26 protein-coding genes are annotated in these 26,644 nt (G+C 63.4%); 19 read left to right on the forward strand and 7 right to left on the reverse strand.

What is annotated here, in order from left to right:
- Window positions 1-16: 16 nt before the first annotated feature.
- From odhB to C6A77_RS13885, 9 genes are all read left to right on the forward strand, one after another.
- Window positions 17-1,237 carry a 2-oxoglutarate dehydrogenase complex dihydrolipoyllysine-residue succinyltransferase gene (gene odhB, locus C6A77_RS13845; protein WP_085625398.1) on the forward strand — a complete coding sequence of 407 codons (1,221 nt, stop codon included), beginning with the start codon at window positions 17-19 and terminating at the stop codon, window positions 1,235-1,237.
- A gap of 93 nt (window positions 1,238-1,330) precedes the next feature.
- Complete coding sequence (lpdA, locus tag C6A77_RS13850; RefSeq protein ID WP_013973439.1) at window positions 1,331-2,767, forward strand: dihydrolipoyl dehydrogenase; 1,437 nt, start codon at window positions 1,331-1,333, stop codon at window positions 2,765-2,767.
- A 172-nt stretch (window positions 2,768-2,939) separates the two neighbouring features.
- Window positions 2,940-4,106 carry an ADP-forming succinate--CoA ligase subunit beta gene (sucC, locus tag C6A77_RS13855; protein WP_003254205.1) on the forward strand — a complete coding sequence of 389 codons (1,167 nt, stop codon included), beginning with the start codon at window positions 2,940-2,942 and terminating at the stop codon, window positions 4,104-4,106.
- Window positions 4,106-4,990, forward strand: coding sequence for a succinate--CoA ligase subunit alpha (gene sucD, locus C6A77_RS13860; RefSeq protein WP_004376004.1), 885 nt, complete (start codon window positions 4,106-4,108; stop codon window positions 4,988-4,990). Before sucC ends, sucD begins: the two co-directional genes overlap by 1 nt.
- Before the next feature lie 202 nt (window positions 4,991-5,192).
- The gene (locus tag C6A77_RS25345; protein WP_133295888.1) at window positions 5,193-5,897 is read left to right on the forward strand and encodes a hypothetical protein; all 705 of its coding nucleotides are present in this window, start codon (window positions 5,193-5,195) and stop codon (window positions 5,895-5,897) included.
- On the forward strand, window positions 5,894-6,544 hold the full coding sequence (locus C6A77_RS13875; protein WP_114169972.1) for a hypothetical protein: 651 nt from the start codon (window positions 5,894-5,896) through the stop codon (window positions 6,542-6,544). The genes C6A77_RS25345 and C6A77_RS13875 overlap by 4 nt, the downstream gene beginning before the upstream one ends.
- Before the next feature lie 27 nt (window positions 6,545-6,571).
- Window positions 6,572-6,757 (forward strand): hypothetical protein, encoded by a 186-nt coding sequence (locus tag C6A77_RS25350; RefSeq protein ID WP_133295889.1) that lies wholly within the window; start codon window positions 6,572-6,574, stop codon window positions 6,755-6,757.
- 353 nt (window positions 6,758-7,110) lie between these two features.
- A complete protein-coding gene (gene brnQ, locus C6A77_RS13880) occupies window positions 7,111-8,424 on the forward strand; it encodes a branched-chain amino acid transport system II carrier protein (protein ID WP_114169973.1) in 1,314 nt (437 codons plus the stop codon).
- A 206-nt stretch (window positions 8,425-8,630) separates the two neighbouring features.
- Window positions 8,631-9,380 (forward strand): DUF599 family protein, encoded by a 750-nt coding sequence (locus C6A77_RS13885; RefSeq protein WP_114169974.1) that lies wholly within the window; start codon window positions 8,631-8,633, stop codon window positions 9,378-9,380.
- Window positions 9,381-9,447: 67 nt separating this feature from the next.
- Here C6A77_RS13885 and C6A77_RS13890 read toward each other — a convergent pair whose 3' ends face one another.
- Window positions 9,448-9,732: a hypothetical protein gene (locus C6A77_RS13890; RefSeq protein WP_086978461.1), complete on the reverse strand. Its 285-nt coding sequence runs from the start codon at window positions 9,730-9,732 to the stop codon at window positions 9,448-9,450.
- Between the two features lie 154 nt (window positions 9,733-9,886).
- Here C6A77_RS13890 and C6A77_RS13895 point away from each other — a divergent pair, with 154 nt between their 5' ends.
- From C6A77_RS13895 to C6A77_RS13910, 4 genes are all read left to right on the forward strand, one after another.
- Window positions 9,887-10,363, forward strand: a complete 477-nt coding sequence (locus C6A77_RS13895) for a PaaI family thioesterase (RefSeq protein WP_114169975.1) — start codon at window positions 9,887-9,889, stop codon at window positions 10,361-10,363.
- Window positions 10,360-10,842: a PaaI family thioesterase gene (locus C6A77_RS13900; RefSeq protein ID WP_114169976.1), complete on the forward strand. Its 483-nt coding sequence runs from the start codon at window positions 10,360-10,362 to the stop codon at window positions 10,840-10,842. The genes C6A77_RS13895 and C6A77_RS13900 overlap by 4 nt, the downstream gene beginning before the upstream one ends.
- Before the next feature lie 70 nt (window positions 10,843-10,912).
- Window positions 10,913-12,817 (forward strand): molecular chaperone HtpG, encoded by a 1,905-nt coding sequence (htpG, locus tag C6A77_RS13905; protein ID WP_114169977.1) that lies wholly within the window; start codon window positions 10,913-10,915, stop codon window positions 12,815-12,817.
- Window positions 12,818-12,894: 77 nt separating this feature from the next.
- On the forward strand, window positions 12,895-13,620 hold the full coding sequence (locus C6A77_RS13910; protein ID WP_114169978.1) for a dienelactone hydrolase family protein: 726 nt from the start codon (window positions 12,895-12,897) through the stop codon (window positions 13,618-13,620).
- 68 nt (window positions 13,621-13,688) lie between these two features.
- On the opposite strand, the gene C6A77_RS13915 is transcribed toward C6A77_RS13910, so the two are convergent.
- Window positions 13,689-14,552: a pirin family protein gene (locus C6A77_RS13915; protein WP_114169979.1), complete on the reverse strand. Its 864-nt coding sequence runs from the start codon at window positions 14,550-14,552 to the stop codon at window positions 13,689-13,691.
- A gap of 116 nt (window positions 14,553-14,668) precedes the next feature.
- Here C6A77_RS13915 and C6A77_RS13920 point away from each other — a divergent pair, with 116 nt between their 5' ends.
- Complete coding sequence (locus C6A77_RS13920) at window positions 14,669-15,670, forward strand: amidohydrolase family protein (protein WP_114169980.1); 1,002 nt, start codon at window positions 14,669-14,671, stop codon at window positions 15,668-15,670.
- 176 nt (window positions 15,671-15,846) lie between these two features.
- Here the strand turns inward: C6A77_RS13920 and fabB are convergent, their stop codons facing one another.
- From fabB to C6A77_RS13945, 5 genes are all read right to left on the reverse strand, one after another.
- Entirely contained in the window at window positions 15,847-17,067 is a 1,221-nt protein-coding gene (gene fabB, locus C6A77_RS13925) for a beta-ketoacyl-ACP synthase I (protein ID WP_114169981.1), read from the reverse strand.
- An 11-nt stretch (window positions 17,068-17,078) separates the two neighbouring features.
- Window positions 17,079-17,594, reverse strand: a complete 516-nt coding sequence (fabA, locus tag C6A77_RS13930) for a 3-hydroxyacyl-[acyl-carrier-protein] dehydratase FabA (RefSeq protein ID WP_003251509.1) — start codon at window positions 17,592-17,594, stop codon at window positions 17,079-17,081.
- A 208-nt stretch (window positions 17,595-17,802) separates the two neighbouring features.
- A complete protein-coding gene (locus tag C6A77_RS13935) occupies window positions 17,803-19,734 on the reverse strand; it encodes an ATP-binding protein (RefSeq protein ID WP_114169982.1) in 1,932 nt (643 codons plus the stop codon).
- A complete protein-coding gene (locus tag C6A77_RS13940) occupies window positions 19,731-20,621 on the reverse strand; it encodes an ABC transporter substrate-binding protein (RefSeq protein ID WP_114169983.1) in 891 nt (296 codons plus the stop codon). Before C6A77_RS13940 ends, C6A77_RS13935 begins: the two co-directional genes overlap by 4 nt.
- Window positions 20,621-22,765, reverse strand: coding sequence for a TonB-dependent receptor (locus C6A77_RS13945; protein WP_178082387.1), 2,145 nt, complete (start codon window positions 22,763-22,765; stop codon window positions 20,621-20,623). Before C6A77_RS13945 ends, C6A77_RS13940 begins: the two co-directional genes overlap by 1 nt.
- A 162-nt stretch (window positions 22,766-22,927) precedes the next feature.
- On the opposite strand from C6A77_RS13945, the gene C6A77_RS13950 reads away from it, so the two are divergent.
- The 5 genes from C6A77_RS13950 (at window position 22,928) to C6A77_RS13970 (ending at window position 26,554) form a co-directional block, all read left to right on the forward strand.
- Window positions 22,928-23,953, forward strand: coding sequence for an NAD(P)H-dependent glycerol-3-phosphate dehydrogenase (locus C6A77_RS13950; RefSeq protein WP_114169985.1), 1,026 nt, complete (start codon window positions 22,928-22,930; stop codon window positions 23,951-23,953).
- A gap of 36 nt (window positions 23,954-23,989) precedes the next feature.
- Window positions 23,990-24,337 carry a DUF4389 domain-containing protein gene (locus C6A77_RS13955; RefSeq protein ID WP_114169986.1) on the forward strand — a complete coding sequence of 116 codons (348 nt, stop codon included), beginning with the start codon at window positions 23,990-23,992 and terminating at the stop codon, window positions 24,335-24,337.
- Complete coding sequence (gene sixA, locus C6A77_RS13960) at window positions 24,334-24,792, forward strand: phosphohistidine phosphatase SixA (protein ID WP_114169987.1); 459 nt, start codon at window positions 24,334-24,336, stop codon at window positions 24,790-24,792. The genes C6A77_RS13955 and sixA overlap by 4 nt, the downstream gene beginning before the upstream one ends.
- A 122-nt stretch (window positions 24,793-24,914) precedes the next feature.
- Complete coding sequence (locus tag C6A77_RS13965) at window positions 24,915-25,703, forward strand: alpha/beta hydrolase (protein WP_114169988.1); 789 nt, start codon at window positions 24,915-24,917, stop codon at window positions 25,701-25,703.
- Window positions 25,700-26,554: an alpha/beta hydrolase gene (locus C6A77_RS13970; RefSeq protein ID WP_114169989.1), complete on the forward strand. Its 855-nt coding sequence runs from the start codon at window positions 25,700-25,702 to the stop codon at window positions 26,552-26,554. The genes C6A77_RS13965 and C6A77_RS13970 overlap by 4 nt, the downstream gene beginning before the upstream one ends.
- Window positions 26,555-26,644 lie beyond the last annotated feature (90 nt).

Here is a 26,644-nt window from a genome sequence, read left to right on the forward strand (position 1 = left end):
TAAGGAAACACTGATAATGGCTATCGAGATCAAAGCCCCAACCTTCCCGGAATCGGTTGCCGATGGCACCGTTGCCACCTGGCACAAGCAGCCGGGCGATGCCGTCAAGCGTGACGAGCTGATCGTCGACATCGAGACCGACAAGGTCGTCCTGGAAGTACTGGCCACCGCCGACGGCGTGCTGGGCGCCATCGTCAAGGGCGAGGGCGACACCGTCCTGTCCGACGAAGTACTGGGTTCGATCGTTGAAGGCGGTGCTGCTGCCGCTGCTCCAGCTGCCGCTCCGGCCGCTGCTGCCCCGGCTGCTGCCGCTGCCGACGCTGGCGAAGACGACCCGGTTGCCGCGCCGGCCGCGCGCAAGCTGGCTGAAGAGAACGGCATCGACCTGGCTAGCGTTGCCGGCACTGGCAAAGGCGGTCGCATCACCAAGGAAGACGTCGTCGCTGCCGTCGCCAACAAGAAGTCGGCGCCTGCTGCAGCTGCCAAGCCTGCCGCCGCTGCCGCTGCTGCCCCGGTCGTGGTTGCCGCTGGCGACCGCACCGAGAAGCGCGTGCCAATGACCCGCCTGCGCGCCAAGATCGCCGAGCGTCTGGTCGAAGCGCAGTCGAGCATGGCCATGCTGACCACCTTCAACGAAGTGGACATGACCGAAGTCATGGCCCTGCGTTCGAAGTACAAGGACCTGTTCGAGAAGACCCACAACGGCGTACGCCTGGGCTTCATGTCGTTCTTCGTCAAGGCCGCCACCGAAGCCCTGAAGCGCTTCCCGGCTGTCAACGCCTCGATCGACGGCAACGACATCGTCTACCACGGCTATGCCGACGTCGGCGTTGCCGTGTCCAGCGACCGTGGCCTGGTGGTACCGGTGCTGCGCAACGCCGAGTCGATGAGCCTGGCGGAAATCGAGAACGGCATCGCCACCTTCGGCAAGAAGGCCCGTGACGGCAAGCTGGCCATCGAAGAGATGACCGGCGGCACCTTCACCATCACCAACGGTGGTACCTTCGGTTCGATGATGTCGACCCCGATCGTCAACCCGCCGCAGGCCGCCATTCTCGGCATGCACAACATCATCCAGCGCCCGATGGCCATCAATGGCCAGGTGGTGATTCGCCCGATGATGTACCTGGCGCTGTCGTACGATCACCGCCTGATCGACGGCAAGGAAGCGGTAACCTTCCTGGTCACCATCAAGAACCTGCTGGAAGATCCGTCTCGCCTGCTGCTGGACATCTAACCCTCTGGCTGCGTACCGTGCCGGCCCTGGCTTCGCAGGAAGCCATGCCGCGCGGTTCGCGGCTTGTAGCTTGTAGCTGATAAGGAATCTTTTATGACCCAGAAATTCGACGTAGTGGTGATTGGTGCAGGTCCTGGCGGCTATGTGGCTGCCATCAAGGCCGCACAACTTGGTCTGAAGACTGCCTGTATCGAGAAATACACCGACGCCGAGGGCAAGCTGGCCCTGGGCGGCACCTGCCTGAACGTAGGCTGCATTCCTTCCAAGGCGCTGCTGGACAGCTCCTGGAAATACAAGGAAGCCAAAGAGAGCTTCAACGTCCACGGTATCTCCACTGGCGAAGTGAAGATGGACGTCGCCGCGATGGTCGGCCGCAAGGCTGGCATCGTCAAGAACCTGACCGGTGGCGTTGCCACCCTGTTCAAGGCCAACGGCGTTACTTCGATCCAGGGCCACGGCAAGCTGCTGGCCGGCAAAAAAGTCGAAGTCACCAAGGCTGACGGCACCACCGAAGTCATCGAAGCCGAGAACGTGATCCTGGCTTCCGGTTCGCGTCCGATCGACATTCCACCGGCTCCGGTCGACCAGAACGTCATCGTCGACTCCACCGGCGCCCTGGAATTCCAGGCTGTACCGAAGCGCCTGGGCGTGATCGGCGCTGGCGTCATCGGCCTGGAGCTGGGCTCGGTATGGGCTCGCCTGGGTGCCGAAGTCACCGTTCTTGAAGCGCTGGACACCTTCCTGATGGCTGCCGACACTGCCGTGTCGAAAGAAGCCCAGAAGACCCTGACCAAGCAAGGCCTGGACATCAAGCTGGGCGCGCGTGTCACCGGCTCGAAAGTCAACGGCAACGAAGTCGAAGTGACCTACACCGACGCCAACGGCGAGCAGAAGATCACCTTCGACAAGCTGATCGTCGCGGTCGGCCGTCGCCCGGTGACCACCGACCTGCTGGCCGCTGACAGCGGCGTGACCATCGACGAGCGTGGCTACATCTTCGTCGACGACTACTGCGCGACCAGCGTACCGGGCGTTTACGCCATCGGCGACGTGGTACGCGGCATGATGCTGGCCCACAAGGCCTCGGAAGAGGGCATCATGGTGGTCGAGCGCATCAAGGGCCACAAGGCCCAGATGAACTACGACCTGATCCCGTCGGTCATCTACACCCACCCGGAAATCGCCTGGGTCGGCAAGACCGAACAGGCCTTGAAGGCCGAGGGCGTTGAGGTTAACGTGGGCACCTTCCCGTTCGCGGCCAGCGGCCGTGCAATGGCCGCCAACGACACCGGTGGTTTCGTCAAGGTCATCGCCGATGCCAAGACCGACCGCGTCCTGGGTGTACACGTGATTGGCCCATCGGCTGCCGAACTGGTGCAGCAGGGCGCAATCGCAATGGAATTCGGCACCAGTGCCGAGGACCTGGGCATGATGGTCTTCAGCCATCCGACCCTGTCCGAAGCGCTGCATGAAGCAGCGCTGGCAGTGAATGGCGGCGCCATTCACGTAGCCAACCGTAAGAAGCGTTAATTATAAGAAACCACGGCGGGCTGCCCGTCGTGAGTCTTGCGTGCATGACTCACCGCGGAAAGTCCGCCGGACCGGATCACACGGGAAAACCCGGGGTCAACGGTCACAGGTGGTGCGGCGCCAGCAATGGCGCAGCGCCGAAGCGCAGTACCTAACGAAGACGGTAAAAAGCATGAATCTTCACGAGTATCAGGGTAAGCAGCTGTTCGCTGAATACGGCCTGCCAGTTTCCAAGGGTTTCGCTGTCGATACCCCTGAGCAAGCTGCAGAAGCCTGCGACAAGATCGGCGGGAACGAGTGGGTGGTAAAAGCCCAGGTTCACGCGGGTGGTCGCGGTAAAGCGGGCGGCGTCAAGCTGGTTCGCAGCAAAGAGGACGCCAAGGCGTTCGCTGCACAGTGGTTGGGCAAGAATCTGGTTACCTACCAGACCGATGCCAACGGTCAACCCGTCTCCAAGATTCTGGTCGAATCCTGCACTGACATCGCCAAAGAGCTGTACCTGGGCGCTGTAGTCGATCGTTCGAGCCGCCGCATCGTGTTCATGGCTTCCACCGAAGGTGGCGTGGACATCGAGAAAGTCGCTCACGAAACGCCTGAAAAAATCCTCAAGGCCACCATCGATCCGCTGGTCGGCGCTCAGCCGTTCCAGGGTCGCGAGCTGGCATTCCAGCTGGGCCTGGAAGGCAAGCAAGTTCAACAGTTCGCCAAGATCTTCGTGGGCCTGGCCAAGCTGTTCAAGGATCACGACCTGGCGCTGCTGGAAGTGAACCCGCTGGTGATCAAGGCCGACGGCGACCTGCACTGCCTCGATGCCAAGATCAACATCGACGCCAACGCCATGTACCGTCAGCCGAAGCTGAAAACCTTCCACGACCCGTCGCAGGACGACGCCCGTGAAGCCCACGCTGCCAAGTTCGAACTGAACTACGTTGCCCTCGAAGGCAACATCGGCTGCATGGTCAACGGTGCCGGCCTGGCCATGGGTACCATGGACATCGTCAACCTGCACGGCGGCAAGCCGGCCAACTTCCTCGACGTTGGCGGTGGTGCTACCAAAGAGCGCGTTACCGAAGCGTTCAAGATCATTCTGTCCGACAGCAATGTCGCGGCCGTTCTGGTCAACATCTTCGGCGGCATCGTTCGCTGCGACATGATTGCCGAAGGCATCATCGGTGCAGTGAAAGAAGTCGGCGTCAAGGTTCCGGTCGTCGTTCGCCTCGAAGGCAACAACGCCGAACTGGGCGCTAAAGTACTGGCAGAAAGCGGTTTGAACATCATTGCGGCAACCAGCCTGACCGACGCTGCTCAACAAGTTGTCAAAGCTGCGGAGGGCAAGTAATGAGCGTCCTGATCAATAAAGACACCAAAGTCATCTGCCAGGGCTTCACCGGCTCGCAGGGTACTTTCCACTCCGAACAGGCCATCGCCTACGGCACCAAGATGGTCGGCGGTGTAACGCCAGGCAAGGGTGGCACCACCCACCTGGGCCTGCCAGTGTTCAACACTGTCAAGGAAGCTGTGGAAGCTACCGGCGCTGACGCTTCGGTCATCTACGTTCCGGCGCCTTTCTGCAAGGACTCGATCCTGGAAGCGGCCTTCGGCGGCATCAAGCTGATCGTCTGCATCACCGAAGGCATTCCTACCCTGGACATGCTGGATGCCAAGGTCAAGTGCGACGAGCTGGGCGTGACCCTGATCGGCCCTAACTGCCCAGGTGTGATCACCCCGGGCGAGTGCAAGATCGGCATCATGCCAGGCCACATCCACCTGCCAGGCAAGGTCGGTATCGTTTCGCGTTCCGGCACCCTGACCTACGAAGCTGTGAAGCAGACCACCGACGCCGGCTTCGGCCAGTCGACCTGCGTCGGCATCGGCGGTGACCCGATCCCGGGTTCGAACTTCATCGACATCCTGAAGCTGTTCCAGGAAGACCCGAAGACCGAAGCGATCGTCATGATCGGTGAGATCGGCGGTTCGGCTGAAGAAGAAGCTGCGGCCTACATCAAGGCCAACGTCACCAAGCCGGTCGTTTCCTACATCGCGGGTGTTACCGCACCTGCGGGCAAGCGCATGGGCCACGCTGGCGCCATCATTTCCGGCGGCAAGGGTACTGCGGACGAGAAGTTCGCCGCCCTGCAGGACGCTGGTGTGAAGACCGTGCGTTCCCTGGCTGACATCGGCAAGGCCCTGGCCGAGCTGACTGGCTGGGAAGTCAAGAAGTAATACTGCTGCACCCCCCACGCGCACAAAGGCCACCTTCGGGTGGCCTTTGTCGTTCTGGTGGTGCTGTTTCCAGATTGGTTGTCCACCGTCTTGCCACGATCATTCGGCCCATTCAGGAACCTGAGCTTCGAGGCCGATGGAAACACTTTTACACCTTGCCGCTTCTGCACAAGCCCTGTTGGAGCATGTTCGAGCGCGTGACATGCAGGTTGTGGTCGAGCATGCATGGCAGGGCTTCACCCAGCAAAAGGCCGCTATCGCCATCGAGGAGCGAGATCGCTTGCTCGCTACCGTTACCACGGCGGTCGGCAACCGGCTGAGCTTCGATCTGGGTCAGGGCGTGACCTTGGACCTGGCCAGGGCAGAAGGCGTCGCTGAGCACCTTTATTCTACTTCCGGCCATTGTGTCTGGTTCGCGCCGCCTGGCTTCAGCTATGCCTTGCGGGTTTACCGTCGCGATGGCAGTCAGCTTGTGGACCCGGAATGCGTGGTAATCGCTCAGCATGCGCCGTTGTTGGTTCGCGGCGACGATCATGTCGTTTGCCTGAACCCATGGGGGGCACCAGCGCATCTCGCGTTCAGCCTGAGCGTGCCTGTGGCAGGTAGCGACATCGTGGTATACGAGCGCGAGCGCCTGACCAGCATCGCCTGGTTCCCGGCGGACAGCCAGGTGTCCAGGTTCATCGTGCTGCTGCAAGCGCTGCAAACGATCGGCGACCCGGCTTTGGTGCAGGTGGCGGACCAACTGGTTTATCACCCCCATCCCGCGTTGCGCTGGCAGGCGTTCCAGATACTCATCAAGCATATGCCGCAAAAGCGAGACGAGTACTGCTTGCTGCTGCGAGCGGCCGGGGACGACTGGCTGGAGGAGCGGCTGTCCGGCTATGCGGTGGAGGGCCTGGCATGAAGCTGTCTGAAGGGGTAGGGCGCCTGCAGGCTCTGCTTGGCAACGCTGACCAGCGGCAGATTGCCGAGGTGCTTCAGGCGCTGGCTGAAAACCGCAATTTGTTGGGCGATGGCGTGCAGGCGCATCTGCGAGAGCATGGCTTCACCCGGGGTGATCAAGCCTACAACGCCCACAGCTTTTCATTGTTCCACTCAGCGCAGATGTCCTTGCGCATGACCTTGTGGATGCCGGCCGAAGCGGCGGTGGAGCAGCAGGCATTCATTTATGGCCTACCCCATTCCCACGACTTCGAGCTCTACGCAGTCGGTTATCACGGCAACGGCTACCGTAGCGTCAAGCACGCTATCGGCAATGCTGCGCAACTGCGTGAAGGCGTCAAGGCGGCAGTAGGCGCAGCCCAGTCGCTACGGTTGAGCCCAGGCACGGTGTTGCATATGCGGGCGTACGAAGACATGCACTACGTAGCGCCCCCCGATGAATTCTCGGTTTCGCTGGCCCTGATGATTGCCGATGCACGAGGTGGTCAGCCCGGCCAGCGCGCATGGAGCTTCGATCAGGACCTGCAACCCATCCACTCAGGCATCGATGCGCATGAAGCTGATACCTACAAACGCATCGAGGCCCTGTGGCAAGCGCATCGTCGATGATGCATTCATTCAACAAGAGGTTCGTACATGGAAAATCCTATCTGGGCCACCACACGGCTCTATCACGCTGGCAGCGAAGCCACGCCGCAAACCGCAACCCGAGCGGCGGGCGCTTGTGGGAGTTCACTGGTTCCCAAACTGCGTTTCAACTTCGCCGATGTCCATGCAATCAAACGCTATTGGCAGTCACGTACGGCCGAACTCGATGACTGAGTGAGGCACGCGCTCTTCCCGGTCAAGGCAGGTTGTGCGCAGGGGAGGGCGCTTCAAAGAAATGTTTGATCACAACGATAGGAAATTTCGTACAGACGTAGCGATCAATACCGGGATAATTCCTACCGTCCCGGTCGCACAGACGACAAACATGTACGCACATCGGACAAGCAGCACTGTGCCAGTGCGTTTGCAGGGTAAAACAGTTACCCTACGCGCTCACTCTGTGCCCGTCCCCCAAAAGGGAACGACACGCTAAACGGGTCTGGCCTATAAAGCCGGGCAGCATTTCCCCCGACCCATGGGGAAATCCCTTCTCGAATCCCGATTTCAGCAGTGTGGTACTACCTTAAATGAAAGTTTTGAAAGGCCAGGACATCCTGGCGCTTGGCTTTATGACGTTTGCGCTTTTCGTGGGCGCGGGCAACATCATCTTCCCCCCTATCGTCGGCCTGCAATCTGGCCCGCACGTGTGGATGGCTGCCCTGGGCTTCCTGGTGACTGCCGTGGGCCTGCCGGTCATCACCGTGGTCGCGCTGGCCAAGGTCGGTGGCGGCATGGACGCCCTGAGCAGCCCGATCGGCAAGTTCTTCGGCGGCCTGCTGGCGGCGGTCTGCTACCTGTCGGTCGGCCCGCTGTTCGCCACGCCGCGGACCGCGACCGTGTCGTTCGAAGTGGGTGTGGCACCGCTGACCGGCGAAAGCCCGCTGGCGCTGTTCATCTACAGCCTGGTGTACTTCCTCGTGGTGCTGGCGGTGTCGATGTACCCGGGCAAGCTGCTCGATACCGTGGGCCGCTTCCTGGCGCCGATGAAGATCATCGCCCTGGCGGTCCTGGGCATCGCCGCCTTCGCGCTGCCTGCCGGGAGCATTGGTGAAGCGCAGCCGGCCTATGCTGCCGCAGCGTTCTCCAAGGGCTTTTCCGATGGCTACCTGACCATGGATACCCTGGGTGCCCTGGTGTTCGGTATCGTCATCGTCAACGCCATTCGCTCGCGGGGTGTCGAGTCGCCGAAGCTGATCACCCGCTACGCCATCATCGCCGGCCTGATTGCCGGTGTCGGCCTGGCCCTGGTGTATGTCAGCCTGTTCCGCCTGGGCGCCACCAGCCACGCGATCGCCGCAGACGCCAGCAATGGCGCGGCGGTACTGCATGCTTACGTGCAGCATACCTTCGGCTCGCTGGGCAGTGGCTTCCTCGCCGTGTTGATCGCGCTGGCCTGCCTGGTGACCGCGGTTGGCCTGACCTGCGCCTGCGCCGAGTACTTCAGCCAGATCCTGCCGCTGTCGTACCGCGCTCTGGTGGTGATCCTGGCGGGCTTCTCGCTGCTGATCTCCAACCTTGGCCTGACCAAGCTGATCATGTTCTCGATCCCGGTACTCACCGCGATCTACCCGCCGTGCATCGTGGTGGTCGGGCTGAGCTTCGTGAAGGACCTGTGGAACTCGCCAACCCGCATCCTGGCGCCGGTGATGCTGGTGTCGCTGGTGTTCGGCATGGTCGATGCGATCAAGGGCAGCAGTATTGCCCACGTGCTGCCGGACTTCCTGGCGCACCTGCCGCTGAGCGATCAGGGCCTGGCCTGGCTGGTACCTTCGGTGGTCACCCTGGTGGGCGCCGTGGCCTGCGACCGCATGCTCGGCAAGCCGCGCGAGGCGCTGGCCTGATCGTCGAAGCCTGAGGGCGGCACCGGCCACAAGCCGAAGGGTGCGCGCCAAGGGCCAAGACTGGAAAGCCCCGTATCCGAGAGGATGCGGGGCTTTTCTTTTGCCGGCAGAAAAGGATTTTGTAGCGGGCGTGTGCCTTTCGCCGCTTGCCAGCGTCGAAATGCGGTCTTTATCCTCCAGGCACCTGGCCCTTTCGGGAACCCCGCATGAACTTCATCCAAAGCAACCTCAACAACCTGCTGGCCATCGCCTGGTTCGCCCTGTGCTGGGGTGGTTATACCCGCTATGCCATCTGGAAGGGCCGCGACACCGCGTGCCTGGCCAGCGTGCTGCACCTGTACCGTGAAGACTGGATGCGCCGCATGCTGCTGCGCGACAACCGCATTGCCGACGCCAGCGTGATCGGTAACCTCGAGCGCAACGCCTCGTTCTTCGCCTCCAGTACGCTGATCATCCTTGCCGGCATCCTCACCGTGCTGGGGGCTTCGGACCGGGCGCTGTCGCTGCTGGCCGATCTGCCGCTGGTGCAGCAGACCTCGCAGGGCATGTCGGAGATCAAGCTGCTGTGCCTGGCCATGGTGTTCGTCTACGCCTTCTTCACCTTCAGCTGGTGCATGCGCCAATACAACTTCGCCGCCGTACTGGTAGGGTCGGCGCCGATGATTGGCGAACGGCTGGTCAATGAACTGGAGCGCAAGGCATTTGCCTCGCGAGCGGCGCGGGTGTTGTCACTTGCCGCCAACCAGTTCAACTTGGGCCTGCGTTCCTATTACTTCGGTATGGCCATGCTCAGCTGGTTCATCAGCCCGTGGATGTTCATGGCCATGAGTGTCGGCGTAGTGCTGATTCTTTACCGTCGCGAGTTCCATTCGGATGTGCTGGATGTGATGGTGTTCACACCCACTGAAAGTGTCTCGGTGGATGCCGGCAAGGACAACACCGTGGTCGGCAACTGAATCGTTTAACCGATAAATTTCAGGCACAAAAAAACCCGACCATGTCGGGTTTTCTTGTTGTAACCGATTACTGCTTGGCAGGTTCGGCCGGAGTGGCTGGTGCGGCTTCCGGAGCCGGAGTAGCCGGAGCGGCTTCTTCGGCGGCCTTCTGCTCGGCTTCGGCCTGATCTTTGGCGGCTTCGGCGTTTTCCTTGGCGGCCTCGTTCATCTTATCCTGAGCTTCGCCCGCTTTTTCCTGGGCTTGCTCGGCGTGTTGCTGTGCGTCCTGGGCTTTGTCTTCGCTCGCTTTATCGCAAGCGGCCAGGCCCATGGCAGCGGCCAGCATCAGAGCAAAAGCAAAAGGTTTACGCATGGGGGTGTTTCTCCTTGGTGGAATAAGTGACTTGTTCCTTCGAGTGCAACTACACGGAATAAGTTCCACGAAGATTACACATATATAACGTCTGGTTCTACATAGACTTTTCAACGATTTTATGCCGCTGCGGCACTGCCGATGGAAACAACCGATGAGCGACTCAACCTTGATGGCCATGGCCGAACGTTTTCTTTCGGCGCTCAAACATTGTCAGCTGTTGCAGATGCGCGTGGCGCAGGCCGATGGCGCTGGCATGACCCTGCTCCTGCCATGGTCGCCGGCCATCGTCGGCAACCCGCAGACCGGCGCCGTGCATGGCGGCGCGCTGACCACGCTGATGGACACCACCTGCGGCATGGCCACGCTGTGCGTGCTGCCACGCTTCGAGGTGTGCCCGACGCTGGACCTGCGCATCGACTACATGCACCCGGCCGAAGCCGGCAAGGACATCTTTGGCCACGCCCAGTGCTACCGGGTTACCCGTGACGTGATCTTCACCCGTGGCACCGCCTACCAGGACGACCCCGCCCAGCCGATCTGCCAGGTGGTCGGCACCTTCATGCGCCTCGGTCAGCAGGTCAAGGGCGGGATCCGCTTCGGCGCCAGCCTGCAGGGGGGTGAGGCATGATTCCGCACGCGGTGCGCCAGCAGCTCAACGCCGCCCACGCGGTGGGCGATTATCGGCCATTGCTGGCCTTGATCCCTTACGCCGGCCTGATCGGCATCGAATGCGAGCGCCAGGGCGATGACCTGCTGTTCCGCCTGCCGGCCAACCAGGACAACATCGGCAACCCGTTGCTGCCGGCCATCCATGGCGGGGTGATCGCGGGCTTCATGGAGCTGTCGGCAGCGCTGTACCTGCTGATCTACAGCGAGAGCGCGAGTATTCCGAAGATCATCGACTTCTCCATCGACTACCTGCGCGCCGGGCACTTCCGTGATACCTACGCCCAGTGCCAGCTGTGGCGCCAGGGGCGGCGGGTGACCAATGTGGCGATCACTGCCTGGCAGGGTGACCGGCAGTCGCCGATCGCCACGGCCCGCGCACATTTCAAGATTGAACCGGAAAAGCCCTTGAAATCGTCCGGGCAGCCCCCATCTGCATGACATCCGCCGCTAACGCAGGCCAAACCGGCCGCCAGGCGCCTACTGCCATCAGATCGGAGTTTTGAAGACCATGAGTGTGGAGACTCAAAAAGAAACGCTGGGCTTCCAGACCGAGGTGAAGCAGCTGCTGCACCTCATGATCCATTCGCTGTATTCGAACAAGGAGATCTTCCTGCGTGAACTGATCTCCAACGCCTCCGATGCAGCCGACAAGCTGCGCTTCGAGGCCCTGGCCAAGCCAGAGCTGTTCGAGGGCGATGCCGACCTGAAGATCCGCCTGAGCTTCGACAAGGACGCCGGTACCGTGACCCTCGAGGACAACGGCATCGGCATGAGCCGCGAGGACGTCATCACCCACCTGGGTACCATCGCCAAGTCCGGCACTGCCGACTTCATGAAGAACCTCACCGGTGACCAGAAGAAGGACTCGCACCTGATCGGTCAGTTCGGTGTGGGCTTCTACTCCGCGTTCATCGTCGCCGACAAGGTCGATGTGTACAGCCGCCGCGCCGGCCAGCCGGCCGCCGAAGGGGTGCACTGGTCGTCGAAAGGCGAGGGCGAGTTCGAAGTCGCCACCATCGACAAGCCCCAGCGCGGTACCCGCATCGTCCTGCACCTGAAGAAGGACGAGCAGGAGTTCGCCGATGGCTGGCGCCTGCGCAACGTGGTCAAGAAGTACTCCGACCACATCGCCCTGCCGATCCAGCTGCCGAAAGAGCAGGTGGCCGCCGAAGGCGAAGAGCAACCGGCCGAAGAGTGGGAAACTGTCAACCGCGCCAGCGCCCTGTGGACCCGTCCGCGTACCGAGATCAAGGACGAGGAATACCAGGAGTTCTACAAACACATCGGTCATGACTTCGAAAACCCGTTGGCCTGGAGCCACAACAAGGTCGAAGGCAAGCTCGAGTACAACTCGCTGCTGTACGTGCCGGCCCGCGCGCCGTTCGACCTGTACCACCGTGAAGCACCGCGCGGCCTGAAGCTGTACGTGCAGCGCGTGTTCATCATGGACCAGGCCGAGTCGTTCCTGCCGCTGTACCTGCGTTTCATCAAGGGTGTGGTCGATTCCAACGACCTGTCGCTGAACGTGTCGCGTGAAATTCTGCAGAAAGACCCGATCATCGACTCGATGAAGACCGCGCTGACCAAGCGCGTGCTGGACATGCTGGAGAAACTGGCGAAGAACGAGCCTGAGCAGTACAAGGGCTTCTGGAAGAACTTTGGCCAGGTGCTGAAGGAAGGCCCGGCCGAAGACTTCGCCAACAAGGAAAAGATCGCCGGCCTGCTGCGCTTTGCCTCCACCCAGGACGACAGCGGCGAGCAAAGCGTCGCCCTGGCCGACTACCTGGCCCGCGCCAAGGAAGGCCAAGACAAGATCTACTACCTCACCGGCGAGTCGTACGCGCAGGTCAAGAACAGCCCGCACCTGGAAGTCTTCCGCAAGAAAGGCATCGAAGTGCTGCTGCTGACCGACCGCATCGACGAGTGGCTGATGAGCTACCTCAACGAGTTCGATGGCAAGGCCTTCGTCGACGTCGCCCGTGGTGACCTGGACCTGGGCAAGCTGGACTCGGACGAGGACAAGAAAGCCCAGGAAGAAGTCGCCAAGGAAAAGGAAGGCTTGGTCGAGCGCCTGAAAGGCGCGCTGGGTGACAGCGTGGCTGAAGTGCGTGTGTCGCACCGCCTGACCGACTCGCCGGCGATCCTCGCCATCGGCGAGCAGGACCTGGGCCTGCAGATGCGTCAGATCCTCGAAGCCAGCGGGCAGAAGGTGCCGGAATCCAAGCCGATCTTCGAGTTCAACCCGACCCACCCGCTGATCGAGAAGCTGGACAACGAGCAGAGCGAAGACCGCTTCGCCGAACTGTCGCATATCCTCTTCGATCAGGCGGCGCTGGCGGCCGGCGACAGCCTGAAGGACCCGGCGGCTTACGTTCGTCGTCTGAACAAGCTGCTGGTCGAGCTTTCTGCTTGAGTTGATGCTTGGGAAAGCCCGCTTCGGCGGGCTTTTTTCATGGCGGTCATTTTCGTTGAATGCCAAAGGAGTGCTTGATGAGCAAAGTCATTGCCGAATCGCTGGTCTATCACCTGTCCGGAAAAACCTACGAAAGCCGCCTGGTCTACGAGCCGGGTGCGCTGAACCGCCCGGGCCTGGTGATGGCGCCGAACTGGATGGGTATCGGCGAAGGCGCCGAGCGCATTGCCAAGGAAGTGGCCGAGAAGGGTTATGTGGTGCTGATTGCCGACCTGTACGGGCAATCGCTGCGCCCGTCCAATGCCGACGAGGCTGGCGCGGCGATGATGCCCTTGAAGAACGACCGCGCCGAGCTGCGCAAGCGCATGCAGGAGGCCCTGGCGCAGTTGCTCGGGCAGTCCAGGGCGCTGCTGGAGCCGGGCAAGGTGGCCACGTTTGGCTTCTGCTTCGGCGGCTGCTGTGCCCTGGAGCTGGCGCGTAGCGGTGCCGACTTGCGCGCGGCGGTGTCGTTCCACGGCACCCTGGACACGCCGAACCCGGAGGATGGCAAGCGCATCAAGGGCTCGGTGCTGGTGCTGCATGGCGCCTCCGACCCATTGGTGCCGAAGGAGCAGCTGCCAGCGTTCGAGGACGAGATGAATGCGGCCAAGGTTGACTGGCAGCTGCTGAGCTATGGCGGCGCGGTGCATTCGTTTACCGACCCTGGCGCCAATGTGCCGGGCAAGATGCAGTATGACCGGCGCACTGCGGAGCGGGCATTCCGTTCGATGCACAACCTGCTGACTGAAGTGTTCCAGCGCTGAGATTGCAAGGGGCCGCTGTGCGGCCCATCGCTGGCTTGCCGGCGATGGGCTGCAAAGCAGCCCCAAAATTACCTAGGCAGCTCGATCCTCGAAGTTTCCCCCGGCACCACCGGCCAGTCGCCCGCTGCCCACCGGGCCCTGGCCTGCTCGATCAACTCGGCCTCACTGGCGACGAAATTCCAGTTCATCCGTCGCGGCCCGTCCAGCGGCGCGCCGCCAATCAGCACCAGCTGGCATTCACCCTGCGCATACAGCGTCACCTCTTCGCCCTCCGGCAGTACGACCAGGCTGCACGGTTCAACATCCTCGTCGTTCAGCATCAGCTCGCCATCCAGCAGGTACAGCGCCCGCTGCACATGCTCGTTCGGCACCAATAGCGTGGTTGCCGGTTGCATCTGTACCTGCGCGTAAAGGGTAGGGGAGAGCACCGGTACCGGCGATTGCAGGCAGAAGCCACTGCCGGCAATCATGCAGATGCGCACCCCCAGGTTGTCGCTGACCGGCAGGCTTGCCGCCGGGTGGTGGCTGTAGCTCGCCGGGCCCTGCTCCTGTTCGCGCGGCGATGCCAGCCACACCTGCAAGCCATGCAGGCGGGAACCATGGGCCAGGGCATCTTCAGGCGTGCGCTCGACATGAGCCACGCCACTGCCTGCGGTCATCCAGCTGACGTCGCCTGGCAGCACCTGCTGCGCCGAGCCAAGGCTGTCCTTGTGCAGGATCGTCCCTTCGAACAGGTAGGTGAGGGTGGACAGGCCGATATGCGGGTGCTGACGAATGTCCATGCCGTGCCCTGGGGCGTAGTCGGTTTCGAGCATATGGTCGAAAAACACGAACGGGCCGACGCTGCGGCACTGGGCCGACGGCAGCGGGCGCAGAATCGGCTGGCCCTCGACCGATTCGGCGCGTGGGCGGATGACCAGGGGGCTGCTCATGGCAAGGGCTCCAGGGGCGAGGAAATGCCCCCAGCATAGCGGTTTGCCGGCCCCGGCTGAACCGTCTCGTTTGTCGGCCGGTCTATTGGGTTCGAACCCGAAGAAGGACCTGCCCCATGATCGCCAGAGCGCTGGCCTGCGTGCTGTTATCCGCCTCGCTGTGCCAGGCGGCACAGGCGCGCGACTACCGCTACAGTGACGCCCACCTGCATTACGTCGATTTCTTCCAGGAAAGCGAAGGCATGCCGGCGTTGATCGCGGCCATGGATGCCGCCGGTATCGAGCAGTCGATGATTTCCGGCATCCCGGTCGCCAAGAAGTGGCATGAAGACGAGCCCAAGCGCCCGCGCTACTACGCCGGTGACGACGCCGATGCCTACTGGTACAGCGCCACCGATACCTACGTGGCTGCGGCGCTGCAGCAATTGCCGGACGCGCAACGCAAGCGCTTTCATCCGTTCCTGACCGGCTTCAACCCGGTCGACAAGAATGCTGTCAGCCATATCGAGCGCATGCTCGACCTGTACCCGGGCCTTTGGCAGGGCATCGGCGAGGTATTCACCCGCCATGATGACCTGACCGCCCTGACCACAGGCGAAACGCCTCGGGCCAACAACGAAGCCATGACGCGCATCTACCACCTGGCGGCCGAGCGCGACCTGCCTGTGCTGCTGCATTCCAACATCACCTCCAAGCGCGAGCGCAACCCGCTGTACCTGGCGGAAATCGAAGAGCCGCTGCGTAACCACCCGCACACGCGGTTCATCTGGGCACATGCCGGCAGCAGCATGGAGATCCACCGGCACCAGACGCAGATGGACTTTCTGTTGCCGGTGCTGACGCGGTTGCTGGAGGATTACCCGAACCTGTATGTCGATTTGTCGTGGAGCGTGCTGGAGCCTTATCTGCTGGATGACCGGGGCGTGCCGCGCAAGGCCTGGCTGGCACTGGTCGAGAAGTTCCCGGAGCGGTTCATGCTGGGTTCGGATGTGGTGGGGCGGTTTGCCAGCCTCGGGGAGCAGATGCACGGGTTCAGGCCGTTTCTGGATGCCTTGCCGGAACAAGTTGCCAACAAGGTGGCCAGGGAGAATTTTCTGGCTGTGTTGCCCAAGCAATAGTATTTCGCTTGTGCTGGCCCTTTCGCGGGTAAACCCGCTCCCACAGGGGCCGCGCTGCTCTCGAAACCGGCGCTATACCTGTGGGAGCGGGTTTACCCGCGAAAGGGCCGGCACAGGCAACACAAATGAAAACGCCCCGAACCAGTCGGGGCGTTTTCGCTTGCTGCAGCAGCGTCTTACTTGCCTTCCCAGCGCTTGAGCACCAGGGTGGCGTTGGTGCCGCCGAAGCCGAAGCTGTTGCTCATGACCGTGTCGATCTTGGCGTTTTCTTCGGTTTTACGCAGGATCGGCAGGTCGGCGACCTCCGGGTCCAGCTCGTCGATGTTGGCGGAGCCGGCGATGAAGTTGTTTTCCATCATCAGCAGGCAGTAGATCGCCTCGTGCACACCCGCAGCACCCAGCGAGTGGCCCGACAGGCTCTTGGTCGAGCTGATCTTCGGTGCCTTGTCGCCGAACACGGCGCGAACGCCCTTGATTTCGGCAACGTCACCGACCGGGGTCGAGGTGCCGTGGGTGTTCAGGTAGTCGATCGGGGTATCGACGGTCGACAGCGCCTGCTGCATGCAGCGGATGGCACCTTCGCCGCTCGGGGCAACCATGTCGTAACCATCGGAAGTGGCGCCGTAGCCGACGATTTCGGCGTAGATCTTGGCACCACGGGCCAGGGCGTGTTCCAGCTCCTCGACCACTACCATGCCGCCGCCACCGGCGATGACGAAGCCATCACGGTCGGCGTCGTAGGCGCGCGAGGCCTGTTCCGGGGTTTCGTTGCGCTTGGTCGACAGGGCGCCCATGGCATCGAACAGGAACGACTGGCTCCAGTGCTCTTCTTCACCGCCACCGGCGAAGACGATGTCCTGCTTGCCCCACTGGATCTGCTCCAGCGCGGTGCCGATGCAGTGTGCCGAAGTGGCGCAGGCCGACGAGATCGAGTAGTTGATGCCCTTGATCTTGAACGGGGTCGCCAGGCACGCCGAAACGGTGCTGCCCATGGTGCGGGTAACGCGGTACGGGCCGACGCGCTTGACACCTTTCTCGCGCAGGGTGTCCAGCGCTTCCATCTGGTTCAGGGTCGAGGCGCCGCCGGAGCCAGCCACCAGGCCGGTACGCGGGTTGGAAACCTGCTCTTCGCTCAGGCCAGCGTCCTTGATCGCGTCCTGCATCGCCAGGTAGGCGTAGGCAGCCGCGTGGCCGACGAAGCGGTAGACCTTGCGGTCGATCAGTTCTTCGAGGTTGAGGTCGATGGACCCGGAAACCTGGCTACGCAGCCCCATTTCCTTGTATTCCGGGTTGTAACGGATACCCGGACGGCTGTTGCGCAGGTTTTCGGTGACGGTAGCTTTGTCATTGCCCAGGCACGATACGATGCCCAGACCAGTGATAACGACGCGGCGCATGCGAATAACCCTTAGAAATTGTCAGTGGAGGTGAACACGCCGACCCGCAGGCCTTCGGCAGTGTAGATCTCGCGGCCGTCAACGCTGACCGAGCCATCGGCGATGGCCATGTTCAGCTTGCCCTTCAGGACGCGCTTGATGTGAATGTTGTAAGTGACCTTCTTGGCTTCGGGCAGTACCTGGCCGAAGAACTTCACCTCGCCCGAACCCAGGGCGCGGCCACGGCCCGGCAGGCCCTGCCAGCCGAGGAAGAAACCTACCAGCTGCCACATGGCATCGAGGCCCAGGCAGCCCGGCATTACCGGGTCGCCTTCGAAGTGACAGGCGAAGAACCACAGGTCCGGATTGATATCCAGCTCGGCGACCAATTCACCTTTGCCGTACTTGCCGCCTTCTTCGCTGATATGGGTGATGCGATCGACCATCAGCATGTTCGGCGCGGGCAGTTGCGCATTACCTGGGCCGAACAGCTCACCGCGACTGCAGCGCAGCAGGTCTTCCCGAGTAAAGGCGTGTTGTTTGGTCATGCGAGCTCCTCAATAACCCCCTGCGGCAGGGGATGAATCTTCCCGGCCGGCCCGATACGCATCGCGTCCGGGGCGGCAGCCTACAGGTAGACTATTGCGTTGTGGTGAAAGTCACAGCGCACCTGCTGAAAAGAAGTACAGGTGTGCACTGAAACGTCTATTTTCAGGTCCGATGAAGGTCCTGTCCAGTGTTTAAGACTGCCGCACTTTAGCATTTATCGCCAGTCGCGGTTGTCTGACCGGGTAGCCAGCGCTGCAGCACGCGCTGCAGTTCGGTGCGGCGCAAGGGTTTGCTCAGGTAATCGTCCATGCCGGCGGCCATGCAGCGCTCGCGCTCGCCCTGCAAGGCGTTGGCAGTCAGGGCGATGATCGGTAGCCCGGCGCCGTTGGGCAGCTGGCGGATACGCCGGGTCGCTTCGTAGCCGTCCAGGTGCGGCAGGCGGCAGTCCATCAGCACGGCGGCAAAGCGCTGGCGGCTGACCCGTTCGACCGCTTCCAGGCCGTCTTCGGCCGTGCACACGGCCAGCCCCAGGCTGCGCAGCATGGCTTCGATGACACTTTGGTTGACCGGGTTGTCTTCTACCAGCAACACCTGTTCATTATCGCCCACCGCCGGTTGTGCCGCGCTTGGTGGCGTCAGTGCGACCGGCGCAGGGTTGGCCAGGGCCAATGGCATTTCCAGGGTAAAGGTCGAGCCCAGGCCTTCGCGGCTTTCGCCGCGCAGCTTGCCGCCCATGCGTTCGGCCAGGGTGCGGGCGATCGACAGCCCCAGCCCGGTACCGCCATAGCGGCGGGAAATCGAACTGTCGGCCTGCTGGAAGGCGACGAACATCATTTCCAGGCGCTCGCTGTCGATGCCGATGCCGGTGTCGCGCACGCTGCAGGTCAGCCAGATCAGTTGCCGGTCGAGCACCTGCCAGTGCGCCTCGACCTGCACCTGGCCGTGTTCGGTGAACTTCAGCGCGTTGCCGACCAGGTTCAGCAGGATCTGGCGGATGCGCGTGGGGTCGCCGTTGACCTGCAGCTGTTCGATGCCGACCGGCAGTTGCAGGCGCAGGCCAAGGCCGCGTTGCTGGGCACTGTGCTGGAACGACTGCACGCAGCTGCCGATCAACTCGCCCAGGTTGAAGTCGATGTGTTCCAGTTGCAGCGCGGCGCGTTCGATGCGCGAGAAGTCGAGGATGTCGTTGATGACCTTCAGCAGGTGCCCGGTGGATTCGCTGGCCACCGCCGTGTATTCGGCCTGTTCGCTGCTCAGCGGCGTGGTTTCGAGCAACTGCAGCATGCCCAGCACGCCATTCATCGGCGTGCGCAGCTCATGGCTCATCATCGCCAGGAAGTCCGACTTGGCGCGGTTGGCCTGTTCGGCCTCCTCGCGCGCCTGGATCAGCTCGGCAATCGCCTGCTTCTGTTCATCGCTGGCCTGTTCCAAAGCGTGGGCGAGGTTATTGATGTGCTGCGCCAGGTGGCCCAGTTCGCTGTCATCGACCACCGGCAACAGGGTGTTGTATTCGCCTTGCTGGATGGCCCTGACCGCATGGCCCATGTCGCTGATCGGCTTGGCCAGGCTCAGGGCCAGGCGGCGCGCCAGCAGGAAGGTGAACAGCAGGGCGAACAGCGCGAGGATGCCGGCCTTGATCACGATTTCCTGCTGGCGCTGGCTGAAGGCGTCATCGGACATGCCGACGATCACCCGGCCCAGGTAGTCGTCGCCGATGGCCGGGGTGGTGGCCTTGCCCTGTTGCAGGAAGTCGTTGTCCAGGCGGATTTGCTGCAGGCGGATGGGCGCCTGGAACACTTCGACGCGCTGCGCGCGGTTGGCGCTTTCGTCGGACTGCTCGACGTACACCAGAATATGGTTGCGGCTGTCCTGCACCTCGAGAAAGCGCACGTGGGGGATGCTGAGCGTGGCGCGCATCAGGCCCTCGAGCACTTCGTTGTTGCCCGAGATCACTCCGTACTCCGAGGCCGGTGCCAGCTGGTTGGCGATCAGCTGCCCGGTGTGGTTCAGCTCCTGGCGCAGGTCCTGGATGCGCACGAAGGTGAAGAAACTGATCAGCAGCAAGGTCAGCAGCAGGGCAGGGCCGAGGCTGATGATCTGGGTGCGGGTGTGAATGTCCCAGCTCAGGCGTTTGCTCATGGGGTGGGTTCTCCTTCGGCCAGGGCCTTGGCGGCGGCGTTCGGATCGATCGGTTCCAGGCCCAGGGCGCGTGCCACCTGCTGGTTGCCGCTGACGCCGAAGCGTGCCGGGTACAGGCTGCGCGGCCAGCGCGCCGGCGGCTGGTCGAGCAACTGGTCGAGCACGGCCAGCCAGTCGTCCTGGTCGCTGAAGGTGCTGGCCAGGGCACCGGCGCGGACGAACCCGGCGTTCGGGCCGATCAGCGCCATCTGCCGGCCATAGCTGCTCAGCAACAGGTTTTTCGCCGTCTTGGAGTTGTACAGGTCGGGGTCGTCCAGGCCCAGCAGCACATCACTGTTGGCCAGCAAGTGCTGCAGCGGGCGGCTGTCGCGCGGGTCGGGCCAGTCCTGGGCGATGATCTCCAGGCCCAGCGAGCGGGCGGCGTGGCGCAGTTCTTCGAGCAGGAAGCTGCTATGTTCACCGTACAGCACGCCAATGCGCTGGGCCTGGGGCAGCAGGTAGCGCGCCAGGTGCAGTTGCCGGCTCAGCGGCGGGTCGCTCCACAACAGGGTGAGGAACGCGGGGCGCGACTTTCCCAGGCGCTGTTCAGCCTGTACCCGGCTGACCCGCATGGCCAGGGCCGGTGGCCCGGCGTTTTCCCCAAGGCGCCAGTCCAGTGCCGCGTTGTCGAGCAGGATCAGGCGCTGGTCGCTCTTGAGCAGGCCCGGGCGCGGCAGGTCGGCGGTGGTCTGGAAATGCACATGGTCGTGCGGCCGGCGGCTTTCCAGGGCGGCGACGAAGCTGCGAATGCCAGGCTGGTCGTCGGCACCGACCAAGAGGACTTCGCTGGCGGACAGCGGCCCCCACGGCCACAGGCACAGCAGCACCAGGCGCAGCAGCAGGGCCATCAGAACTCCAGCTCCGCGCTGACGCTCAGGCGGTGGCGGCTGTCGTAGCGGTTCTGCAGCGCCGTGGTCGGCTCATCGTCCAGGCGCTGTTGCCACAGCGCGGCCAGTTCCAGGTTGCTGCCGTACACACGGAAACGCTTGGCCAGGCGCAGGTCGAGGCGCTCGTAGCGGTACTGGTTGAGCGCATCGTCACCGTAATAGAACAGCGCGCTGGACCAGCCCTGGCCCCATTCGCGCATCCAGCCGGCCGAACCGCTGTTGCGCGCGCTGAGGCGGCGGTCGGCCGGGTTGCTGGCCCAGGCATCGACGTAGGCGTAGGTCAGGCGCAGGCGGTCGCGCAGGGACGGGCGCCAGTCCAGTTGCGCCTCGCTGCCGCTGAAGCGTGCCTTGTTGGCGTTGCTGGCGATGTACTGGTTGTTCTTCAGGGGCTCGCTGATCATTCCGGTGATCTCGTCGTAGAACAGCTTTACATCCATGTTCAGGTCGATGTCGCTGAAGTAGCCGTTGTAGCCCAGCTCGCGCGAGCGCATGCGTTCCTGGTCGAGGTCGCCCGGGCCGCGGGTCTTGACGAAGTATTCGGCATTGCGCTGGCCGAATGCGGCGGGGCTCAGGTTCTTGACCGTATAGCTCCAGTTGACGTTGTTCTCGAACATGTCCGGCGAACGCACGGCTTCTGAGTACACCGCACGCAGGCCGTGGCGCGGCGTGATCAGGTAGTTGACCGCCATGCGCGGTGTCAACGAGCTGCCGGACAGGCGCGAGTCCTCGAACATCGCGCCGCCCTGAACAATCCAGTGTTCGTCGGCGCGCCATTCCAGCTGGCCGAACAGGCGCCAGGTCTGGTCGTCGATACTGCCGTTGAAGTAGGTCTGCGAATCGGCGCGGTCATAGCGGTAGTTCATGCCGCTGAGCAGGCGCAGGCTGTCGGTCAGGCTGAGCGTATCCTGGATTTCCAGGTCATATCGGGTCTCACGGGTGCTCTGGTCGACGTCGCCGCAGACCACATCCTTGCCGCCCCGGTTGTGCCACTGGTCCTTGATCGCATCGACCAGCGCCTGTTCTTCGGGGTTGCTGCTGCCCGGCGGGTTGTTCGCCCTGCGAGCGACCTTTTCGGCGAAGTCGGGGTTCATCTGCCACAGGCGGGTCAGCTCGGGGCTGAACGATAGTGCCGCGTCGCAGGCTCGCCACACCTGTTGGCGGTCAAAATGCTGGGCCGACCCTTGGATATAGAGGCTGTGCTCGGAACTGAAGTCCTTGGTCCAGCGCATCGACCCCGCATAATCCTTGGCATTGACGTCTGCATCATTGCCCGCTTGGTAGTCACCGAACACCGGCTGATAGGTATAAGGCCGCTGGTTGCTGCCTTCCTTCGCCGCCAGTTGCCATTCCAGGGTCTGGTCGTGCGCCAGGCTGTGGCTGGCGTTGACAGTGAAGCGGGTCAGCCGGCGGCTGTCGCGGTAGTCCTGGCCGAACTGGTTCTCGTCGAAGCCATCGTCCTGCTGGCCGGACAGCGACAGGCGCATGTCGCCGCCGTCCCAGCCGAAGCCGTGGCTGGCATAGAAGTCGTTGATGCCGTCCTCGCCGCGGGTCATTTTCAGCCGCGTGCCATGGCTGTCGGCGGGGTTGCGGGTAAGGATGTTGACCACTGCCATCAGCGCGTTGGCGCCGTAGCTGACCGTGTTCGGCCCGCGAAACACCTCGATGCGCTCGATGTCCTCCAGGGCCACCGGAATGTCGCTCCAGTCCACCGTGGCCAGGCCGGCGCGGTACACCGAGCGGCCGTCGATCAGCACCTGCATGCGCCGGGCGTCGTTGACGTTGCTGCCATGGTAGTTGACCGTGGCCTGGTTGCCGGCGTTGTAACCGACCATCATGCCGGGCACCAGGCGCAGCAGTTCGGGGATGTCACGGGCACCGCTGGCGCGGATCAGCTCGCTGTCGAGCACGGTCATGCTGCCCGGGACCGCGGCCGGGGACTGTTTCAGGCGCGTGGCGGTCAGAACCTGGGGCAGGTCGGTGTTGTCGATGAACAGATCGTCGGCCACGGCCGGGCCACCGAGCAGGGCGGTCAGTATCAGCAGGCGCGGGTACGGGGGCGTGCCAGGGAACACAATGCAGCCTTGTATCAGGATTGAAACAGGCATGGTAACTGACCGTGGGGGTTTTGCCAGTGATCTGCATTATCACTGCGGTCCATGGGAGGGCGGGGGTGCCCGCGAAAGGGCCGGTACTGACACTGGCTCTGTAGCAGGCGAGCCGTATAATGGCGGGGTCGCCACTTAACTTTTGGCTTTAACGGATTGGATATGACTGAACAGCAACCTGTTGCAGTTCTGGGGGGCGGCAGCTTCGGCACCGCTGTGGCGAACCTGTTGGCGGAAAACGGCGTGCCGGTGCGCCAATGGATGCGTGACCCGGAACAGGCCGAGGCCATGCGCGTCAATCGCGAGAATCCGCGTTACCTCAAAGGCATCCGCCTGCACGAGGGCGTCGAGCCGGTCAATGACCTGCTGGCCACCCTGCAGGCCAGCGAGCTGGTCTTCGTCGCCCTGCCATCGAGCGCCTTGCGCAGCGTGCTGGCGCCGCATGCCGAGCTGCTGCGCGGCAAGGGCCTGGTCAGCCTGACCAAGGGCATCGAAGCGCAAAGCTTCAAGCTGATGAGCCAGATCCTCGAAGAAATCGCCCCCGAGGCGCGCATCGGCGTGCTGTCGGGCCCCAACCTGGCCCGTGAGATCGCCGAGCACGCGCTGACTGCCACGGTGGTCGCCAGCGAGGACGAAAAACTCTGCCAACAGGTGCAGGCCGTGCTGCATGGCCGCACCTTCCGCGTCTATGCCAGTGCCGACCGCTTTGGCGTCGAGCTGGGCGGGGCGCTAAAGAACGTCTATGCCATCATCGCCGGCATGGCGGTGGCGCTGGGCATGGGCGAGAACACCAAGAGCATGCTGATCACCCGCGCCCTGGCCGAGATGACGCGCTTTGCGGTCAGCCAGGGGGCCAACCCGATGACCTTCCTCGGCCTGGCCGGTGTCGGTGACCTGATCGTCACCTGCTCCTCGCCCAAGAGCCGCAACTACCAGGTCGGTCACGCGCTGGGCCAGGGCCTGAGCCTGGAGCAGGCGGTCAGCCGTCTGGGCGAGGTGGCCGAAGGCGTCAATACCCTCAAGGTGCTCAAGGCCAAGGCCCAGGAGGTGCAGGTGTACATGCCGCTGGTGGCCGGCCTGCACGCCATCCTGTTCGAAGGCCGTACGCTGAACCAGGTGATCGAACACCTGATGCGCGCCGAGCCCAAGACCGATGTCGATTTCATTTCCATCAGCGGTTTCAACTGAGCCCATGGCGGCCCTGAACAGAGCAAGGAGCAACACATGAACGATACCCCCGAACACGCCCAGCGCGAGTCGATCATCCTGCGGGTCCTGTGGATGCTGGTGTTCCTGGTGGTCTGGCAACTGGCCGAGTTGCTGCTCGGTGGCCTGGTGCTGGTGCAGCTGATCTACCGCCTGGTGTACGGCGCGCCCAGCGCCAGCCTGATGAACTTCGGTGACAGCCTGAGCCAGTATCTGGCACAGATCGGCCGCTTCGGCAGTTTCCACAGCGAGCAGAAACCCTGGCCGTTCGCCGACTGGCCGGCGCCGCGTGCCGCCGAAGGCGAGGCGCCGCACGCCGTGGCGCCGGCCCCGCACCCGGTGCGTGACGAGGAGCCCAAGCTGTGAAGCTGTGGGTACTGCGCCACGGCGAGGCGGAGCCGCGGGCCAATACCGACGCCGAGCGCCGCTTGACCGCCCATGGCCGCGAGCAGGTGCTGCACAGCGCCGCCCGCCTGCTGGGGCAGCCGTTGCAGGCGATCATTGCCAGCCCTTACGTGCGCGCGCAGCAGACGGCAGCCCTGGTGCATGACACGCTGGGTTTCGCCGAGCCCGTGCGCACCGTGCCGTGGCTGACGCCAGAAAGCGATGTGCAGCAGGTCATCGGCGAAATCGAGCGGCTGGGCCTGGAGCATGTGCTGCTGGTCAGCCACCAGCCGCTGGTGGGGACCCTGGTCGGGGTGCTGGAGCATGGCCATCAGCAGCAGCCGGCGGGCATGAGCACGGCCAGTTTGGCGGAGCTTGAAGGGGACTGGCCACTGGCCGGGCTGATGACCCTGCGGGCGATCGATTCGCCTGCTTGACCCCACGGCCCGCCACGCTTGCAAAGCTGACCTGATAGCCCTCGCCGATGACCTTTCCGGACGTTGCCGAATCGCCCCGCGATACCGACAATGGGCCATCATCCCCGACCCGGACCGGCGCCATGTCGCAGCAGATCTTCTTCGCCCATGGCAACGGTTTCCCCTCGGCCACCTACGGCAAGCTGTTCGCCGCCCTGGCGCCGGACTACCAGGTGCAGCACCTGGCCCAGCATGGGCATGACCCGCGCTTTCCGGTGGACGACAACTGGCAGAGCCTGGTCGATGAACTGTTGCATCACCTGGCCCGGCAGGGCCAGCCGGTCTGGGGTGTCGGCCATTCGCTGGGCGGGGTGTTGCACCTGCATGCGGCCTTGCGCTGCCCCGAGTACTACCGCGGCGTGGTGCTGCTCGACTCGCCGGTGCTGACCCGCGCCGACCAGTGGTTGCTGCGCACCGCCAAGCGCTTCGGCTTCATCGACCGCATCACCCCGGCCGGGCGTACCTTGGGGCGCCGCGAAACCTTCAATGACCGCGACAGCGCCCGGGACTATTTCGCCGCCAAGTCACTGTTCCGCCATTTCGACCCCGACTGCCTCGATGCCTATGTCGAACACGGCCTGCAGGCGAGGGAGCAGGGGCTGCAGTTGCGCTTCGACGTTGCCACGGAAATCAGCATCTACCGCAGCATCCCGCATACCAGCCCAGCCCCTGCGCGGCAGTTGCAGGTGCCCCTGGCGATGGTTCGCGGCCAGCGCAGCAACGTCATTCGCCGCCACCATGCCCTGGCCGTGCGCGGCATGCCCAAGGGGGAATACCACAGCGTGCCGGGCGGGCACATGTTCCCGCTGGAGCGGCCCACCGACACCGCCAGCCTGATCAAGGGCCTGTTCGACCGCTGGAGCCAGGCATGAGCACCCAGGTCGAGGAAGTTCGCCTGAGCCTGGGCCATATTGAACTGGCGGCGCACCTGTTCGGCCCCGAGGACGGCTTGCCGGTGATCGCCCTGCATGGCTGGCTGGACAACGCCAACAGCTTCGCCCGCCTGGCGCCGCAACTCAAAGGCCTGCGCATCATCGCCCTGGACCTGGCCGGGCATGGTTACTCGGAGCACCGCCCGCCCGGCGCCAGCTATGCCCTGGCCGACTACGCCCATGATGTGCTGCGGGTGGCCGAGCAGCTGGGTTGGCAACGTTTTGCCCTGTTGGGCCATTCGCTGGGGGCGATCATTTCGGTGCAACTGGCTGGCGCCTTGCCCGAGCGGGTCAGCCACCTGGCCCTGATCGACGGTGTCATCCCGCCAACCGGCGCCGAGCAGGACGCCGCCGAGCGACTGGGCATGGCGCTGCAGGCCCAGTTGCGCCTGGATAGCAAACGCAAGTCGGTGTACGCCACCCTGGAGCAGGGCGTGCAAGCGCGCATGAAAGGCATGGTCGCGGTCAGCCGCGAGGCGGCCGAGCTGCTGGCCCAGCGTGGCCTGATGCCGGTGCCCGGTGGTTACAGCTGGCGCAGCGACAGCCGCCTGACCCTGCCATCGCCGCTGCGCCTGAGCGAGGCCCAGGCCATGGCCCATGTGCGCCGGGTCGGTTGCCCGGCGCGCCTGGTGGTGGCCGCCGACGGCATGCTGGTGCGCCACAGCGCGTTGCTGGAGCAGCTACCCTTTGAGCAAGTGACGCTGCCCGGTGGCCATCACCTGCACCTGAACGATGAGCACGGCGCGGCCCTTGTCGCAGACTGTTTCAATCGCTTCTTTGGCTTTGCTTGACTTGCACCGGACAAGTGTCGAGGCTTGGCGGGTTGAACAGGGAGACAACCATGCAACTGCCAGACATCCTGGAGCTTCACCTCGGCGCCG

The organism is Pseudomonas sp. AFG_SD02_1510_Pfu_092 (assembly GCF_003331055.1).
In the GTDB taxonomy this organism is placed as follows: domain Bacteria; phylum Pseudomonadota; class Gammaproteobacteria; order Pseudomonadales; family Pseudomonadaceae; genus Aquipseudomonas.